Origin of the sequence: Streptomyces griseorubiginosus (assembly GCF_036345115.1) — a bacterium.
In the GTDB taxonomy this organism is placed as follows: Bacteria; Actinomycetota; Actinomycetes; order Streptomycetales; family Streptomycetaceae; genus Streptomyces; species Streptomyces griseorubiginosus_C.
The window spans coordinates 1,691,377-1,706,180 of sequence record NZ_CP107766.1; the positions used below are offsets into that span (position 1 = coordinate 1,691,377).

Below are 14,804 nucleotides of genomic sequence, written 5' to 3' on the forward strand. Positions count from 1 at the left end.
AACCGCAGCTGATTTTCCAAGGGTGCCTGTAGCTGCTCAGGGGCGCGGGGAACTGCGCCACAAGCCCCCACCGACCCGCAGACTACGAAACTACGCGGCCTTCTCCTCAGCCCTCTCCAACGGCACTTGAGGACCCCCCGCTTCATCGAGCCACCGACGCAGCACCTGATGAACCCCCTCCGCCCCGTGAAGCCCCTCAGGCGGCGCGGACAGGGCGAGCGGCGACAACAGGAACGGCTTCCCCTGGGCCCCACCAAGACCCCCGTGCGACCCGATCTGCTCCTCGAACGCCAGCACCTCCCCCTCCGCCGGGTCGTACCAGGAGTTGACCATGATGTCGGCGGTGTGCGGAAAGGAGTGCGTACGCCGTACCGCCTCCACCGCGCCGGGCCCGAAGTCGGCCAACGGCCCCGGATTCTCGTCCAGTCGGTCGAGCGGAATCTCCGTGCCGAACGGTCCGAGGACCACCCCGCCGTGCTCCTCGCTGCGTACGAGGAGGAACCCGATGCCGGGATGGTTGGCGAGCGTGGTCAGCAGGGCCGGGTGCCGTGCGTCGATCTCCTCCTTGCTCATCCGGTGGTGCACATCGGGGAAGGACACCAGCCCGAGGTTCCCCGAGGCCAGCACGATGGGCTCGGAGTCCCGCGCGGGCCGGTACTGCTCGCGGCCCTCCTTGCCCGGCCTGCGCAGCGCGGCCCGGACGGCGGCGCGGGCCTCGGCGCCGCTGTGGGTGCGGTCGGCCTTGCGCGGCACGGGCAGTCCGCAGCCGGCCCGGACCAGGTCGCCGAGGGTGAGGCCGTAGCGGGTGCGGAAGGTCTCGCCGGGGCTCTGGCCGTGGTCGGAGAGAACGACGATCCGGTACCGGCGCGGGGCGTGCTCGGCGACGTTCTCGATCAGTGCGAGCGACCGGTCCAGGCGCTGGAGGACCTTCGCCGCGTCCCGGCTGGTCGGCCCGGAGTGGTGGGCGACCTCGTCGTAGGCCACGAGGTCGGCGTAGATCGCGGTGTGCCCCGTGAGCATGTCGCCCATGACGGCGGCGACCACGACGTCCCGCTCCACGACGGTCGCGAAGGCCCGCACGAGCGGGTACAGGCCCCCGCGGCCCACGCGCGGGCGCTCCTTGCGGACGCGGGCGCGGGTCGACTGGCCGATCTCGCGGCCGACCTCGGCGAAGAAGGACAAGGCGGTGCGGACGGCGTTGGCGGGGTCGGAGAAGTAGGCGAAGTAGCCCGCCCGGGACCGGGTCTCACGGCTGCGGCGGCGGGTGGCGATGGACAGGACGAGGGCCTGTTCCTCGGCGCCGCCGGAGAAGAGGTTGCCGCGGCTGGCCCCGTCCACGACGAGCAGCCCGCCGTGTCCCGCCTGCTCCACGGCCCGGCGCTGGAGCTCGACGGCGCTGGTGGGGCGGTTGCAGACCATCACCTCGCCGCGGTCCTTCTCGTACCAGCGGAAGGCGGGGACGTCGTGATTGCTGCCGTGCAGGATGCCGAGCTGGCTGGCGCCGGTCTGGCTGGACCAGTCGGTGCGCCAGGAGGTGAGCCGGTGGGTGGGGCGCTCCAGCCACCGGGCGACGGTGGGCATCAGGCCCTTGTCGACCGCGGCGAGCAGGACGTCGTGGCCGACGCCGTCGAGCTGGAGGAAGAGCGTGCCGGGGGTGGCGGGGCCGGGCGGGCGGTTTCTGCGGCGGCGGTCGGCGAGCCGGTAGAGCCGGCGCCGGTAGGCGTCGTCGTCGCGTACGGCCAGCGCACCGCCGGTGGCGGAGGCCACCGCGGACATCACGGCGGCCACCACGACGGCCGTCTCGGGGGCCACCTCGCCCCGCCCCGACGGGTTGATCCGCAGCGCGAGCAGCAGCAGGGAGCCGTTGAGCACGAAGACCAGCAGCCCGAGGACGAGGGTGGGCACAAGGAGGAAGAGCCGCACGAGCAGCGGCCACACCAGGGCGGACAGCAGACCGAAGGCGCCCGCGCCGAACGCGGCCGTCACGGCGATCCGGGTGGCACTGTCCCCGTCGGGGGACTGGATCTGGAAGTCCGGCAGGATGCCGGCCAGCACGAGCATGGTGAGCGTCGAGACGGCCCACACCGTGACGCTCCGCCCGACCTGACTGGCCACCCGCCGCCAACGCCCCGCCACCACGCCCCGTACACCTCACGTCCCGGCCCGTCGTCGGTGCGGGCGCTGGGACCAGCGTGTCATACGGGTCGGACAGTCAGCGTCCGTCGTATCCCGCCGTGGGCATCGACAGCCTGCGGTGCACGCTGGCCTTCATCTGGGCGTCGTACCGGGGCTCGGCGAAGCCCACCGTCTCCACCCGCACCCCGCGCCGGGCGCACTCGGCGACGAACTCGTCCACGGAGGACAGGGCGCTCTCCAGGACCCGGCGGCTCGGCGCGACGAAGAGGTCGCTGCCGGCCCGCACCCCGTCCCACAGCACGCAGTGGTCGGCCCTGAGCCCCCGCACCAGCAGTTCCCGCCGCACGGTGTACCCGCGCTCCGCGGCCCAGCGCGCGCACATCGCGTGCTGGCTGCGGGAGTCCACCAGGAAGGGGTCGGCGTCCAGCTCTTCCAACGGCGTCAGACTCGCGATCGCCGTGACACGGACCGGTCCCATGGTGTCCCCCTCACCTCCGGGTTTCGCCGCCGACCCTACTCCAGCCCGTAGGCTTCGGGGAGTCGCGCGAAGGAGGCAAAGAGGTGCCGGTGGAGATCACCTGGTGGGGTCACGCGACGTGCACGGTCTCGGATTCGGACGTACGTGTACTCACCGACCCCTTGTTCGCACGCCGGCTCGCGCATCTGCGCCGGCGCCGCGGGGCGGTTCCGCCGCCCGCCGCCTGGCGCGCGGACGTCGCGCTCGTCTCCCATCTGCACGCCGACCACCTGCACGTTCCCTCGCTGGCCAGGCTGGAGCCGGGCACGCGCCTGCTCGTGCCCCGGGGCGCACCACGCCAGGTGCCGGGGCTGCGCCGGCTCACCCATCTCCGGGTGGAGGAGGTGGCCCCCGGGGACGAGCGGCGCGTCGGCGACCTCCTCATACGCGCGGTGCCCGCCCTGCACGACGGACGGCGGCTGCCGGTCGGCCCGCACCGCTCCCCCGCGCTCGGTTACGTCGTCGAGGGCTCGGCACGGACGTACTTCGCCGGGGACACCGGCCTGTTCGACGACATGGCCAAGGAGGTCGGACCGGTCGACGTGGCCCTGCTGCCGGTCGGCGGGTGGGGGCCGTATCTCGGGGAGGGGCACCTCGACGCGGGGCGCGCGGCCCGGGCGCTGGCGCAGCTCTCGCCGCGCAGCGCGGTGCCGGTGCACTACGGGACGTACTGGCCGATCGGGATGGACGCGGTGCGGCCGCACGAGTTCCACGCGCCGGGCGCCGAGTTCGTGCGGTGGGCCGCGGAGTTCGCGCCGGGGGTGGACGTGCACCGGCTGGGGCACGGGGAGAGTGTGCGGTTGGAGGTCGCGCGGTGAGGTGGCTCGCAGCCGCCTCCACGGGGGCGGCGACGGGGGCGGCGGGACAGGCGATCGGCTATCCGACGCTGTTCCTGCTGGTGTTTCTGGGGGCGTTGGTGCCCGTGGTGCCGACGGGGGCGTTGGTGAGTTCGGCCGCCGTGGTGGCCTTCCACCGGACGGAGCCGCTGAGTCTGACGCTGGTGTTCGTCACCGCCTCGCTCGCCGCGTTCCTCGGGGACATCGCCCTGTACTGGCTGGGGCGGCGCGGGATGAAGTCGAAGAACGGCTCGCGGTGGCTGGAGGCGATCCGGTCCCGGGCGCCGGAGGAGCGGCTGTCCCAGGCGCAGGGGAAGTTGGCGGACCACGGGGTCGCTGTGCTGGTGCTGTCCCGGCTGGTGCCGGCCGGGCGGATTCCGGTGATGCTGGCCTGTCTGATGGCGGAGTGGCCGCTGCGGCGGTTCGTGCGGGGGAATCTGCCGGCGTGTCTGGCGTGGGCGGTGACGTATCAGTTGATCGGGATTCTGGGTGGGTCGCTGTTCGAGGAGCCGTGGGAAGGGGTTGTGGCGGCGGTTGTGCTGACTGTTGCGATCAGTGCGGCGCCGAGTGTTTGGAAGCGGGTTCGGGCTGCCAAATGATGTTTCGTTGCGGAGTGCGGGTGTGTTGTGGCTTGTCGCGCCCACGCGGCGGAGCCGCACATCGATACAGCCCCGCGCCCCTAGGCAGGTCCACTCGCCCCCTTCTGAGGCAGCACCCTGGAACCCCCTACCGGCACATCCCATAGGTTCTCGCGCGCCAGGCCCGCTTTCTCCCATGCCGCCCGCACCCGCGTCAGCGGCTCCAGTACCGGTTCCGCCGACAGGACGAACGTGGCCCAGTGCATCGGGGCCATTCGCTTCGCGCCCAGGTCCTGGGTTGCCCGGACCGCCTCCTCCGGGTCGCAGTGGACGTCGCTGAGCCACCAGCGGGGGTCGTAGGCGCCGATGGGGAGCAGGGCGAGGTCGATGCCGGGGTAGCGGTCGCCGATGCGGGAGAACCAGTGGCCGTAGCCCGTGTCGCCGGCGAAGTAGACGCGCTGTCCGTCCTGCGCGGTGAGGACCCAGCCGCCCCAGAGGGTGCGGCAGGTGTCGGTGAGGGAGCGCTTGGACCAGTGGTGGGCCGGGACGAAGTCGAAGCGGACACCGCTCAGTTCGGCCGCCTCCCACCAGTCGAGTTCGGTGACCGCGGTGAAGCGGCGGCGGTGGAACCAGCGGGCCAGTCCGGCCGGGACGAAGACCGGGGTGTCGCGCGGCAGCCGGCGCAGGGTCGGGGCGTCGAGGTGGTCGTAGTGGTTGTGGCTGATGACGACGGCGTCGATGCGCGGCAGCGCGTGCCAGTCGATGCCGACCGGGGTGATGCGGGCGGGGGTGCCGAGGATGCGGCGGGACCAGACGGGGTCGGTGAGGACGGTCAGGCCGCCGATCCGCACGACCCAACTCGCGTGTCCCGCCCAGGAGACGGCGACCGTGCGGGCGTCGACGGCGGGCAACGGGCCTGGTGCGTAGGGCAGGTTCGGGATGTCGGCCAGGCCCTCGGGGCCGGGGCGTACGGCGCCCTCGCGGGCGAAGCGGGCCATGGCCTTCAGGCCGGGCAGCGGGGCGGTCAGCCGGTCGTGGAAGGACCGCGGCCACACTCTGCGCTCCCCCAGCGGGCGCGGTTCGGCGAGCGGCGGCGGGGGGACGGGCGCGACGGAGGAGGGGGCCGGGGACTCGTCGGCCACTCGGGTGCTGGTGGTCGACTCGGACTGCTGCGTCATCGAGGAGGCTCCCATCGCTGAGCGTCGTCGCGGAGGTCGTCGAAGACCGTCTTCAAGGTGGTCAACGCGCGTTGCACGTGTGGCAGTTCCAACGGTGTGGGTGACCTGAGGCATTCCGCGCGTTCCTCGTCGGAGTCCCCGAGCAGCGGACCGGTGGCCAGGCGTACCCGCAGCGCGCCGAGGTCGTCGCCGAAGCGGTGGCCGCCGGGCGCGGGCATGCCCAGCCGGGCGGTGAGGAGGTCCTCGAGGTCCTGGGCGTCGCCCACGCCCTGCGCGGTGAGGGCGGGGCGCAGCGGGCCGAGGTCGACGTAGAGGTGGCGGCCGGCCCGCGGGGGCAGGGAGAGGGCGCCCGCACCGACGACGACGGCGTGCGCGGCGGCGGCCACGCGCGCGTGGAGGTCCACGACGGCCGCGCGGTGGGCGGTGACCGGTCCGGGCTCGGTGAGGGCGTGGGCGGCGACCGCGGCGACCGGGGCGGCGATGCGGGCGCCGAGCGCGGTGAGCACGTCCAGCACGCGTGCGCGCAGGCCGTCGCCGCTGCCGTTGGCCGGGAAGCGGGCGATCGCGGCCGGCCAGCCGGTGGGCAGCAGGCCGCCGGCCAGGTCGGTGACGACGGTGACCCGGTCGGGCAGCATGTCGGCGGGGCTGAGCAGCACCGTCTCGTGCGGGGCATGCAGGGTGTCGCGCCAGGTCTCGTCGCTGACCAGGTGCAGGCCCTCGCCCGCGGCGGCCTCGACGGTCTCGTGCAGCACCTCGGGCGGGGCGACGGTGGCGGTGGGGTCGTCGGCGACCGACAGCACCAGCAGCCGCGGGTCACCGCCCTCGGCACGCACCCGGCGCACGGTCTCCAGCAGGGCGTACGGGTCCGGGACACCGCCGCACTCGGCCGGCGTCGCCACGTGGAAGACGGGTCGTCCCAACAGGCGCGCGTACGGCGCCCACCAGGCGGCGCAGGGCCGGGGCACCAGGACGTCGCCGCCGAGCACGGCGGTCAGGGCGAGCAGCAGGGCGGGGGCACCGGGGGCGGCGGCCACGTGGTCGGGCCGGGCGGGCAGGCCGCGCCGGGCACCGAAGTCGCAGGCGGCTTCCAGGAGCGGGGTGCCGCCGCCGACCGGTTCGGCGTGGGGGCGGGCGGCCGCGGCGGCGAGGACGGCGGTGAGCTCGGGCAGGACGGGCAGGCCGTCGTCGGGGAGCGGGGGGCCGTAGCGGACGGGGCCGTGGCCCTCCGGGTCGGTCCGCATGGTCACCTCCGTCAGCCGCTCCGCGGTGGCTCGTCCGGTCCGCCGTCGCGTTCTGCCACGCCTTGCACTGCCGGCACGCTCCTCGCGGTCTGAGTACCCACGGTGCCGTGGGCCCATGGCCACCCGTGCGGGTTGCACCCGTCACACCGGCCTGACGTTTCGCGCCTGCGCGGGCGCCTGGTCGCCGGCCCGGCCGATGTCCTCAGCCGTCCCCCGCGGGAGCTGCGGGACCTGCGGGAGTCCGGCGGCGCAGCCGGTACACGGCGCCGGCCGCGGCGCCCGCGATCAGCAGGCCGCCGGTGACCAGGGCGGGCACGCTGTCCGTGAAGGAGCCGCCCTGGCCCGCGCGGACCGGGCGCTGGATGACGGCGGTGGCGCAGGTCTCGCTGCGGGTCTCGGTACGTGGCTCGGTGTACGGCTCGACGCTCGGTTCGGCGCACGGGCGGCGGCCGCCGCTGTCGGTGGCCGTGCCGGTACCGGTACCCGTGCCGCGGGTGACGGTGAAGGTGGCGCTCCAGGCCTTGCCCGGTGCGCGGTCGGCGGTGGGGCAGGTGCCGTCGACGGTCCACGCGGAGTCCGGGCCGACACCTCCGGCGCCGTCCTGGAGCTCCGGATCGGTGGAGACGCGCGCGGTGCCGCTGTAGGCGGGGCCGGAGACCGCGTCCTCGTTGCCGGTCACCAGTTGCAGCCGTACGGTCTCCGTCTCGAAGGCCTCGGAGGTGGCGTCGAGGGTGGCGGGGGGCGTACCGCCGCCGGGATCGCAGGAGACGGACACGGTGACGCTGCCGCCCGGCTGGACACTGCTGGGGCTGACCTCGGCGGCCGGGTCGGCGAAGGCGCTCGGTGCGGCGACGCCCAGGGTGATTCCGAGCGCGGGGAGGACGACGGACAGGGCCCGGAGACGGGCGGTGCGGCGCATGGGGTGGACTCCTTCGGCCGACGACGGCTGCGGGGCCCGCCGTCGAGCATCGGGACCACGACGACCGGACCGGGGGCACGACGGTCGCACCCACAGCCATCACACCCCGCCCCTCCCCATGCCGCGCGCGGCCGAAGGCCATTGGCGGGACGGGGAGGGCCGAGCGGGTGACAGGGGCCGCGGCACACGAGGCCCTGGTCACGGACCCCAACACACGGGCTCTGGGCCCGGCCCACCGCACGACGCCTTACGCACGCCCACCGACACACAGGCCCTGGGCACAGGTCCCGACGCTCGGGCCGCGGCGCACGAGGCCCTGGACGCGGGTCACGGCGCACGAGGCCCCAGGTACGAATCCCCGCCCCACAGGCCCCCCGACACAGACCGCCATGCGCACGGACCCCGATGCCAGGGCCCTAAGCACGAACCCCGACCCGCGGACCCGCCGCACGAGGCCCACGACCCGGCCCCCACGCACGGCGCCCTGCGCACAAACCCCGACGCACGGGCCCCAGGCACGGATCCCCGCCCCACAGGCCCCAGGCACGAACCCCGACCCACAGACCTCGGCGCACGAGACCCTGGACGCGGGCCCCCGCCCACGACGCGCGCGACACGGATCCCGGCGGACAGGACCCGCCCCGCCCTCAGGCAGCCGCGTCCCTCATGATCTGCTCGCGCAGTCGGCCGCAGCAGCGGCTGATCAGGCGGGAGACGTGCATCTGGGAGATGCCGAGTTGCTCGGCGATGCGGCTCTGGGTCATGTCGGCGAAGAAGCGCATGTAGAGGATCGCCCGCTCCCGCTCGGACAGCGCGGCGAGGCGGGGTTTGACGGCCTCGCGGTCGACGACCGTGTCCAGCGCGGGGTCGAGCGAGCCGAGGGCGTCGGCGAGGGAGTAACCGTCCTCGCTGCCGGGCAGTTCGGCGTCGAGGGAGAGAGCGGTGAAGCTCTCCAGGGCCTCCAGACCGACCAGGACGTCCTCCTCGCTCATGTTCGCCTGCGCGGCGATCTCGGCGACGGTGGGCCTGCGCCCCGGAATCGTCTGGGTGAGGTCCTGGACGGCGAACCGGACCCGGTTGCGCAGGTCCTGGACCCGGCGGGGCACGTGCAGCGTCCACATGTGGTCGCGGAAGTGCCGCTTGATCTCACCGGTGATGGTGGGCACGGCGTAGCTCTCGAAGGCGTGGCCGCGTGCGGGGTCGTAGCGGTCGACGGCCTTGACCAGGCCGAGCGCGGCGACCTGGCGCAGGTCGTCCAAGCTCTCGCCGCGGCTGCGGAAGCGTCCTGCGAGCCGGTCGGCCATGGGCAGCCAGGCCTCCACGACCTGTCCGCGCAGGGTGTCGCGCTCAAGCCCCGGGGGCAGTTCGGCGAGCCGGCGGAAGGCGTCGGCGGTGTCGGGGGCGTCGTCGTGCGGGTGGTGCTTCGCGCTCACTGAAGTGGGCATGTGCGTCGCAACTCCCTAGATCGTGCTCTGGGTTGGACGATCGGTGTGGGAGCGCGTCCGCGAGGGGGACCGGACAGACGCGACCGTGGCGGCAGGGGGGCCGCTCCCACGGACGTGCCTCCGGTCCGAAGCACTGGGACTGCGCCTGCCCCCGGCCCCGCGCGCCAAACACCGGGGGCAGGTTTTCCGCGGGCCCGCAGGGTGACTCGTAGGGCTGCCTGTGCCATCCATGTCCGGGAGGTCAGCCCATGAGCACCAAGGTGTCCGATCACATCCTCGAACGGTTGCGCGAGTGGGGTGTGGAGCACGTCTTCGGCTATCCGGGCGACGGCATTAACGGCCTGCTGGCGGCCTGGGGCCGGGCCGACAACAAGCCGCGGTTCGTGCAGTCCCGGCACGAGGAGATGTCCGCGTTCGAGGCGGTCGGCTACGCCAAGTTCAGCGGCCGTGTCGGAGTGTGCGCGGCCACGTCGGGGCCCGGCGCGATCCACCTGCTCAACGGCCTGTACGACGCGAAGCTGGACCATGTGCCGGTGCTGGCGATCGTCGGCCAGACGCACCGCACCGCGATGGGCGGCTCGTACCAGCAGGAGGTCGACCTGCACACGCTGTTCAAGGACGTCGCCTCGGAGTTCGTGGAGACGGTGACGGTTCCCGAGCAGCTGCCGAACGTCCTGGACCGGGCGATCCGCACCGCGTACGCCCGCCGGTGCCCCACCGCGATCATCGTTCCCGGGGACGTCCAGGAGCTGGACTACTCGCCGCCCACGCACGAGTTCAAGATGGTGCCGTCCAGCCTGGACCGCAGTGCCTGGACCGCGGTGCCCTCCGAGGAGTCGCTCCAGCGTGCCGCGGAGATCCTCAACTCCGGTGACAAGCCCGCGATCCTGATCGGCCAGGGCGCGGCCGGGGCGCGGGCCGAGGTGGAGCGGGTCGCCGAGATGCTCGGCGCGGGTGTCGCCAAGGCACTGCTCGGCAAGGACGCCCTGAGCGACGAACTCCCGTATGTCACCGGCTCGATCGGGCTGCTCGGCACGCGTCCGTCGTACGAGCTCATGCGGGACTGCGACACCCTGCTGACCATCGGGTCGTCGTTCCCCTACACGCAGTTCCTGCCGGAGTTCGGCAAGGCGCGGGGCGTGCAGATCGACATCGACCCGCACATGATCGGGATGCGCTACCCGTACGAGGTGAATCTCGTCGGCGACGCGAAGGCGACGCTCCAGCGGCTGATCCCGCTGCTGGACGCCGAACGCGGCGAGCGCGAGTGGTACGCGACGGTGTGCGACAACGTCAAGCACTGGCGTGACGTGATGGACCGGCGGGCGCAGCAGTCGGCCGACCCGATCAACCCGGAGTACGTGGCCCGTGCGCTGGACCCGCTGCTGCCGGACAACGCGATCGTCACCTCCGACTCCGGGTCCACCGCCAACTGGTACGCCCGGCACCTGACCATGCGGCCGGGAATGCGCTCCTCGCTCTCCGGCACGCTGGCGACGATGGGCCCCGGGGTTCCGTACGCGATCGGCGCGAAGTTCGCGCATCCGGACCGGCCGGCGATCGCCCTGGTCGGGGACGGGGCGATGCAGATGAACGGCATGGCGGAGCTGATCACGGCGGCCAAGTACCGGGAGCTGTGGGAGGACCCGCGGCTGGTCATCGCCATCTGGAACAACCACGACCTCAACCAGGTGACCTGGGAGATGCGGTCCATGGAGGGCGCCCCCTCGTTCCTGCCCTCGCAGCAGCTGCCGGACGTGCAGTACGCCGCGTTCGCCCGCTCGCTGGGGCTGACCGGGATCCGGGTGGAGAAGCCGGAGGACGTCGAGGCGGCCTGGCGGGCCGGTCTCGCGGCGGACGGGCCCGCGGTCCTGGAGTTCCTGACCGATCCGGCCGTGCCGCCGATCCCGCCGCACGCGACCTGGGAGCAGATGGAGGCCACGGCCGCCGCGATCCTCAAGGGGGACGCGGACCGGGGGGCCATGGTGAAGCAGGGCTTCAAGGCGAAGGTGCAGGAGTTCCTGCCGGGGCGGGAGAAGAAGTAGCCACCGGGAGGGCGGCCGGTTCGAGCCGGTCGCTCTCCGGCTCCGGGAGCATCAGCTCCTCGTAGCGGCCGAGCGCGAGCAAGGCGGCGAGCATGAGGATCGGTATGAGCGCGGCGAGGAGCACCATCGCCAGTCCTTCCCAAGGGAGGTGCGCGGGGGGTCCGGTTCGGGTCTCCCCGCTTCGGCCGGGCAAACCCCGTGTCGGCGGCCGGGTCTCGGGTACGCGGTGCGGACCCGAAGATCTGGAGGGAGACATGCAGCGAGGCAGCGACCGGCTCAGCCGCCACCGCGACGACGAGATGAAGCACGAACTCCAGGGTCTGCTCCGTTCCGGGCACCCGACCCGGAGCGAGGAGTGGAACGACCCGGAGCCCACCGCCGACGACGATCCGCAGGTCTGGGGTGGGCCCGTCACCCCGGGCAGCGAGGGGGCGTCGCTGGAGGGCGTCCGACTGGAGCTGGCCCGGCTCCTGGGCCGCAGCTCGTTCCCCGCCACTCCCGTGGAGCTGGTGCGGGTACTGCGCCGCAAGAACGCCCCCGACGCCCTCGTCGAGGCCGTGGAGGGGCTGCCGCGCAAGGAGCACTACCCCAATGTCCAGGAGCTCGCGCGGGCACTGACCCGGACGGAGGGCAGCCCGTGACCGCCGAGCTGGTACGGGACGTGATGACGCCCGGGGTGGTGGCCGTCCGCCCGGACGCCTCGCTGGTCGAGGCGGCGCGGCTGATGCGCTCGCAGGACATCGGCGATGTGGTGGTGGCCGACGGTCAGCAGGTCGTCGGGGTGCTCACCGACCGGGACATCACGGTCCGGGCCGTCGCCGACGGCGCCGATCCGCTGACGGTGAGCGCCCGGTCGGTGTGCACACCGGACCCGGTGACGGTGGCCCCGGGCGATCCGGTGACGCAGGCGGCGGCGCTGATGCGGGCGCACGCCGTACGGCGGCTGCCGGTCGTCGAGAACGGCCTGCCCGTCGGCATGGTCAGCCTCGGCGACCTCGCCGCGGACCGGGACCCGGGCTCGGCACTGGCCGACATCAGCCGCGCCGAGCCCGCCCCGGAGCCCGGCGAGGACCCGCGAGACCTGCTGTGAGGAAACAGCCGCCCTGCTGTGACGAATCAGCCGGCCCTGCTGTGAGGAAAAGCTTTCCAGGAAAGGACGTTGAACCATCATGCGCATCGCGTTTCTGACCGCACCCGAGGGCGTCGAGCAGATCGAGCTCACCGATCCGTGGCAGGCGGCGGTGGACGCGGGCCACGAGCCCGTGCTCGTCTCGACGAAGCCGGGCACGATCCAGGCGTTCGACCACCTCGACAAGGCGGACACCTTCCCCGTGCAGGAGGTCGTGGGCGAGACGTCCGCGGACTCCTTCGGCGCACTGGTGCTGCCCGGCGGCGTGGCGAACCCGGACTTCCTGCGGATGGACGAGAAGGCCGTGGCGTTCGTACGGGACTTCTTCAGCCAGGGGCGCCCGGTGGCCGCGATCTGCCACGCGCCCTGGACCCTCGTCGAGGCGGACGTCGTTCGGGGCCGGGTGCTCACCTCCTGGCCGAGCCTTCAGACGGACATCCGCAACGCGGGCGGCACCTGGGTGGACGAGCAGGTGAAGGTCTGCGACCACGGGAACAACAAGCTGGTCACCAGCCGCAAACCGGACGACCTCAAGGCGTTCTGCGAGACGTTCCTTGACGTGTTCGCGAAGGAGGCCGCTTAGTGGACTCCCCCGACCGAAAGCAGCGTCAGCGTGAGGCCTTCCACGCCGACGACCCGGCCGCCGGGCCGCTCACCACCGACCAGGGTGTCGAGGTCGACCACACCGACGACTCGCTCGCCGCCGGTGAGCGCGGTCCGACGCTGATGGAGGACTTCCACTTCCGGGAGAAGCTCACCCGCTTCGACCACGAGCGGATCCCGGAGCGGGTGGTGCACGCGCGGGGCGCGGGAGCGTACGGATACTTCGAACCGTACGAGTCCTGCGCCGAGTTCACCCGGGCCGCCTTCCTCCAGGACCCGGCGGTGCGCACCCCGGTCTTCGTGCGGTTCTCGACCGTGCAGGGCCCGAAGGGCTCCGCGGACACCGTGCGGGACGTGCGCGGCTTCGCCACCAAGTTCTATACGTCCGAGGGCAATTACGACCTGGTCGGGAACAACTTCCCGGTCTCCTTCATCCAGGACGGCATCAAGTTCCCCGACTTCGTGCACGCGGTGAAGCCGGAGCCGCACAACGACATGCCCACCGGCGCCTCCGCGCACGACACCCTGTGGGACTTCGTGTCGCTCCAGCCGGAGACCCTGCACGCGATCATGTGGCTGATGTCGGACCGGGCGATCCCGCGCAGTTACCGCATGATGCAGGGCTTCGGCGTGCACACCTTCCGCTTCGTGAACGCGGAGGGCAGGGGCACCTTCGTGAAGTTCCACTGGAAGCCTCGGCTGGGCACGCACTCGCTGGTGTGGGACGAGGCCCAGGAGTGCCAGGGCCGCAACCCGGACTTCAACCGGGGCGACCTGTGGAACGCCATCGAGGCGGGCGAGTACCCGGAGTGGGAGCTGGGCGTCCAACTGGTGCCGGAGGAGGACGAGTTCGCGTTCGACTTCGACCTGCTCGACGCCACCAAGCTGATCCCGGAGGAGCAGGTGCCGGTCCGGCCGATCGGCCGGATGGTGCTGGACCGCAACCCGGAGAATTTCTTCGCGGAGACCGAGCAGGTCGCCTTCCACACCGCCAACGTCGTGCCCGGCATCGACTTCACCAACGACCCGCTGCTCCAGGCCCGCAACTTCTCCTACCTGGACACCCAGTTGACCCGGCTCGGCGGCCCCAACTTCGCGCAGCTGCCGGTGAACCGGCCGGTGGCGCCGGTGCGGACCAACCAGCGGGACGGCGCCCACCAGAGCGCGATCCACCGGGGCACGAACTACTTCCCGAACTCCCTGGGCGGCGGCTGCCCGGCGCACGCGGGCGCCGACGGGCACGCCTACACCCACTACGCGGAACGCGTGGACGGGCACAAGATCCGGCGGCGCAGCCCGAGCTTCCAGGACCACTGGAGCCAGCCGGCGATGTTCTGGAACAGCATGGCCGACTGGGAGAAGCGGCACATCGTCGAGGCGTTCCGCTTCGAGCTGGGCAAGGTGGACGCCCGGGCGGTGCGGGCCCGTACGGTCGAGCAACTCGCCAAGGTGAACGGCGAGTTGGCGACCGAGGTGGCCCGCGGCATCGGGGTGCCACAGCCTTCCCAACTCACCGACGAGGCGTCGGAGGCGTCGAAGCCCGTCTCCCCCGCGCTCAGTCTGGAATCGCAGCGCGGCGACGGTTCGATCCGCACCCGTCAGATCGCGGTCCTCGTCACCGACGGGATCGACGCCGAGCAGGTGACCTCGGTGCGGGAGCGGCTGGCCGCCGAGGGCGCGATCGTGGAGGCGCTGGCCCCGGTGGACGGCGAGGTGCGGGGCGCCGACGGTGAGCTGTACACCGTCGACCGCGCGCTGCCGACCGTCGCGTCCGTGCTGTACGACGCCGTCCTGCTGCCGGGCGGGCCCACGGGCACCCCGGCGGCGGTCGTCGACCAGGACGCGATGCGGTTCGTCCGGGACGCCTACCGGCACGGCAAGCCGATCGGCGCGCTGGGCTCGGGCGTCGGGATCCTGTCGGCCCTGGAGCCGGAGGGGCTGCGGCTGTCCACGGAGTTCCACCACGTGGAGAGCGATCAGGGCGTGGTGACGGAGACGTCTCCGGGCCCGGCGGGCGAGGAGTTCCTGGACGCCTTCGTGGCCGCGATCGCCGCGCACCGGCACTGGGACCGGCTGCCGACGCGCCACTGAGCGCGGCCCGCCGGGCGCGTCACCGGTGACCCGTCGATCACGCGATCGGCGGGTCACCGGCCGCTGTCGGTGCGGATGCTCCGGAT

13 protein-coding genes are annotated in these 14,804 nt (G+C 72.9%); 7 read left to right on the top strand and 6 right to left on the bottom strand.

What is annotated here, in order from left to right; translation table 11 throughout:
• Positions 1-90: 90 nt before the first annotated feature.
• Together OHN19_RS07790 and OHN19_RS07795 are read right to left on the bottom strand one after the other, a co-directional pair.
• Positions 91-2,139, bottom strand: coding sequence for a phage holin family protein (locus OHN19_RS07790; protein ID WP_330263450.1), 2,049 nt, complete (start codon positions 2,137-2,139; stop codon positions 91-93).
• Positions 2,140-2,212: 73 nt separating this feature from the next.
• Complete coding sequence (locus OHN19_RS07795) at positions 2,213-2,614, bottom strand: hypothetical protein (RefSeq protein WP_330263451.1); 402 nt, start codon at positions 2,612-2,614, stop codon at positions 2,213-2,215.
• 83 nt (positions 2,615-2,697) lie between these two features.
• On the opposite strand from OHN19_RS07795, the gene OHN19_RS07800 reads away from it, so the two are divergent.
• A complete protein-coding gene (locus OHN19_RS07800) occupies positions 2,698-3,471 on the top strand; it encodes an MBL fold metallo-hydrolase (protein ID WP_330263452.1) in 774 nt (257 codons plus the stop codon).
• Positions 3,468-4,088, top strand: coding sequence for a DedA family protein (locus tag OHN19_RS07805; RefSeq protein ID WP_330263453.1), 621 nt, complete (start codon positions 3,468-3,470; stop codon positions 4,086-4,088). The genes OHN19_RS07800 and OHN19_RS07805 overlap by 4 nt, the downstream gene beginning before the upstream one ends.
• An 80-nt stretch (positions 4,089-4,168) precedes the next feature.
• Here the strand turns inward: OHN19_RS07805 and OHN19_RS07810 are convergent, their stop codons facing one another.
• The 4 genes from OHN19_RS07810 to OHN19_RS07825 form a co-directional block, all read right to left on the bottom strand.
• Complete coding sequence (locus OHN19_RS07810; RefSeq protein ID WP_330263454.1) at positions 4,169-5,245, bottom strand: MBL fold metallo-hydrolase; 1,077 nt, start codon at positions 5,243-5,245, stop codon at positions 4,169-4,171.
• The gene (locus tag OHN19_RS07815; protein WP_330263455.1) at positions 5,242-6,486 is read right to left on the bottom strand and encodes an aminotransferase class I/II-fold pyridoxal phosphate-dependent enzyme; all 1,245 of its coding nucleotides are present in this window, start codon (positions 6,484-6,486) and stop codon (positions 5,242-5,244) included. Before OHN19_RS07815 ends, OHN19_RS07810 begins: the two co-directional genes overlap by 4 nt.
• Before the next feature lie 202 nt (positions 6,487-6,688).
• Entirely contained in the window at positions 6,689-7,405 is a 717-nt protein-coding gene (locus OHN19_RS07820) for a hypothetical protein (RefSeq protein WP_330263456.1), read from the bottom strand.
• Positions 7,406-8,052: 647 nt separating this feature from the next.
• Positions 8,053-8,850 carry an RNA polymerase sigma factor SigF gene (locus OHN19_RS07825; RefSeq protein ID WP_330263457.1) on the bottom strand — a complete coding sequence of 266 codons (798 nt, stop codon included), beginning with the start codon at positions 8,848-8,850 and terminating at the stop codon, positions 8,053-8,055.
• Between the two features lie 248 nt (positions 8,851-9,098).
• Here OHN19_RS07825 and OHN19_RS07830 point away from each other — a divergent pair, with 248 nt between their 5' ends.
• The 5 genes from OHN19_RS07830 to OHN19_RS07850 all read left to right on the top strand — a co-directional run bounded on the left by OHN19_RS07830 (position 9,099) and on the right by OHN19_RS07850 (position 14,718).
• A complete protein-coding gene (locus tag OHN19_RS07830) occupies positions 9,099-10,895 on the top strand; it encodes a thiamine pyrophosphate-requiring protein (RefSeq protein ID WP_330263458.1) in 1,797 nt (598 codons plus the stop codon).
• A 254-nt stretch (positions 10,896-11,149) separates the two neighbouring features.
• The gene (locus OHN19_RS07835; protein WP_330263459.1) at positions 11,150-11,536 is read left to right on the top strand and encodes a DUF2795 domain-containing protein; all 387 of its coding nucleotides are present in this window, start codon (positions 11,150-11,152) and stop codon (positions 11,534-11,536) included.
• Positions 11,533-11,985, top strand: a complete 453-nt coding sequence (locus tag OHN19_RS07840) for a CBS domain-containing protein (RefSeq protein WP_330263460.1) — start codon at positions 11,533-11,535, stop codon at positions 11,983-11,985. The genes OHN19_RS07835 and OHN19_RS07840 overlap by 4 nt, the downstream gene beginning before the upstream one ends.
• A 79-nt stretch (positions 11,986-12,064) precedes the next feature.
• Complete coding sequence (locus OHN19_RS07845) at positions 12,065-12,607, top strand: type 1 glutamine amidotransferase domain-containing protein (protein ID WP_330263461.1); 543 nt, start codon at positions 12,065-12,067, stop codon at positions 12,605-12,607.
• Positions 12,607-14,718: a catalase gene (locus OHN19_RS07850; protein ID WP_330263462.1), complete on the top strand. Its 2,112-nt coding sequence runs from the start codon at positions 12,607-12,609 to the stop codon at positions 14,716-14,718. The genes OHN19_RS07845 and OHN19_RS07850 overlap by 1 nt, the downstream gene beginning before the upstream one ends.
• Positions 14,719-14,804 lie beyond the last annotated feature (86 nt).

Excerpts from the sequence above, each read along its gene's own strand:
- OHN19_RS07835 (WP_330263459.1), top strand. The coding sequence starts at position 11,150 with ATGCAGCGAGGCAGCGACCGGCTCAGCCGCCACCGCGACGACGAGATG.
- OHN19_RS07845 (WP_330263461.1), top strand. The coding sequence starts at position 12,065 with ATGCGCATCGCGTTTCTGACCGCACCCGAGGGCGTCGAGCAGATCGAG.
- OHN19_RS07820 (WP_330263456.1), bottom strand. The coding sequence starts at position 7,405 with ATGCGCCGCACCGCCCGTCTCCGGGCCCTGTCCGTCGTCCTCCCCGCG.
- OHN19_RS07815 (WP_330263455.1), bottom strand. The coding sequence starts at position 6,486 with ATGCGGACCGACCCGGAGGGCCACGGCCCCGTCCGCTACGGCCCCCCG.
- OHN19_RS07795 (WP_330263451.1), bottom strand. The coding sequence starts at position 2,614 with ATGGGACCGGTCCGTGTCACGGCGATCGCGAGTCTGACGCCGTTGGAA.
- OHN19_RS07825 (WP_330263457.1), bottom strand. The coding sequence starts at position 8,850 with ATGCCCACTTCAGTGAGCGCGAAGCACCACCCGCACGACGACGCCCCC.
- OHN19_RS07830 (WP_330263458.1), top strand. The coding sequence starts at position 9,099 with ATGAGCACCAAGGTGTCCGATCACATCCTCGAACGGTTGCGCGAGTGG.
- OHN19_RS07810 (WP_330263454.1), bottom strand. The coding sequence starts at position 5,245 with ATGACGCAGCAGTCCGAGTCGACCACCAGCACCCGAGTGGCCGACGAG.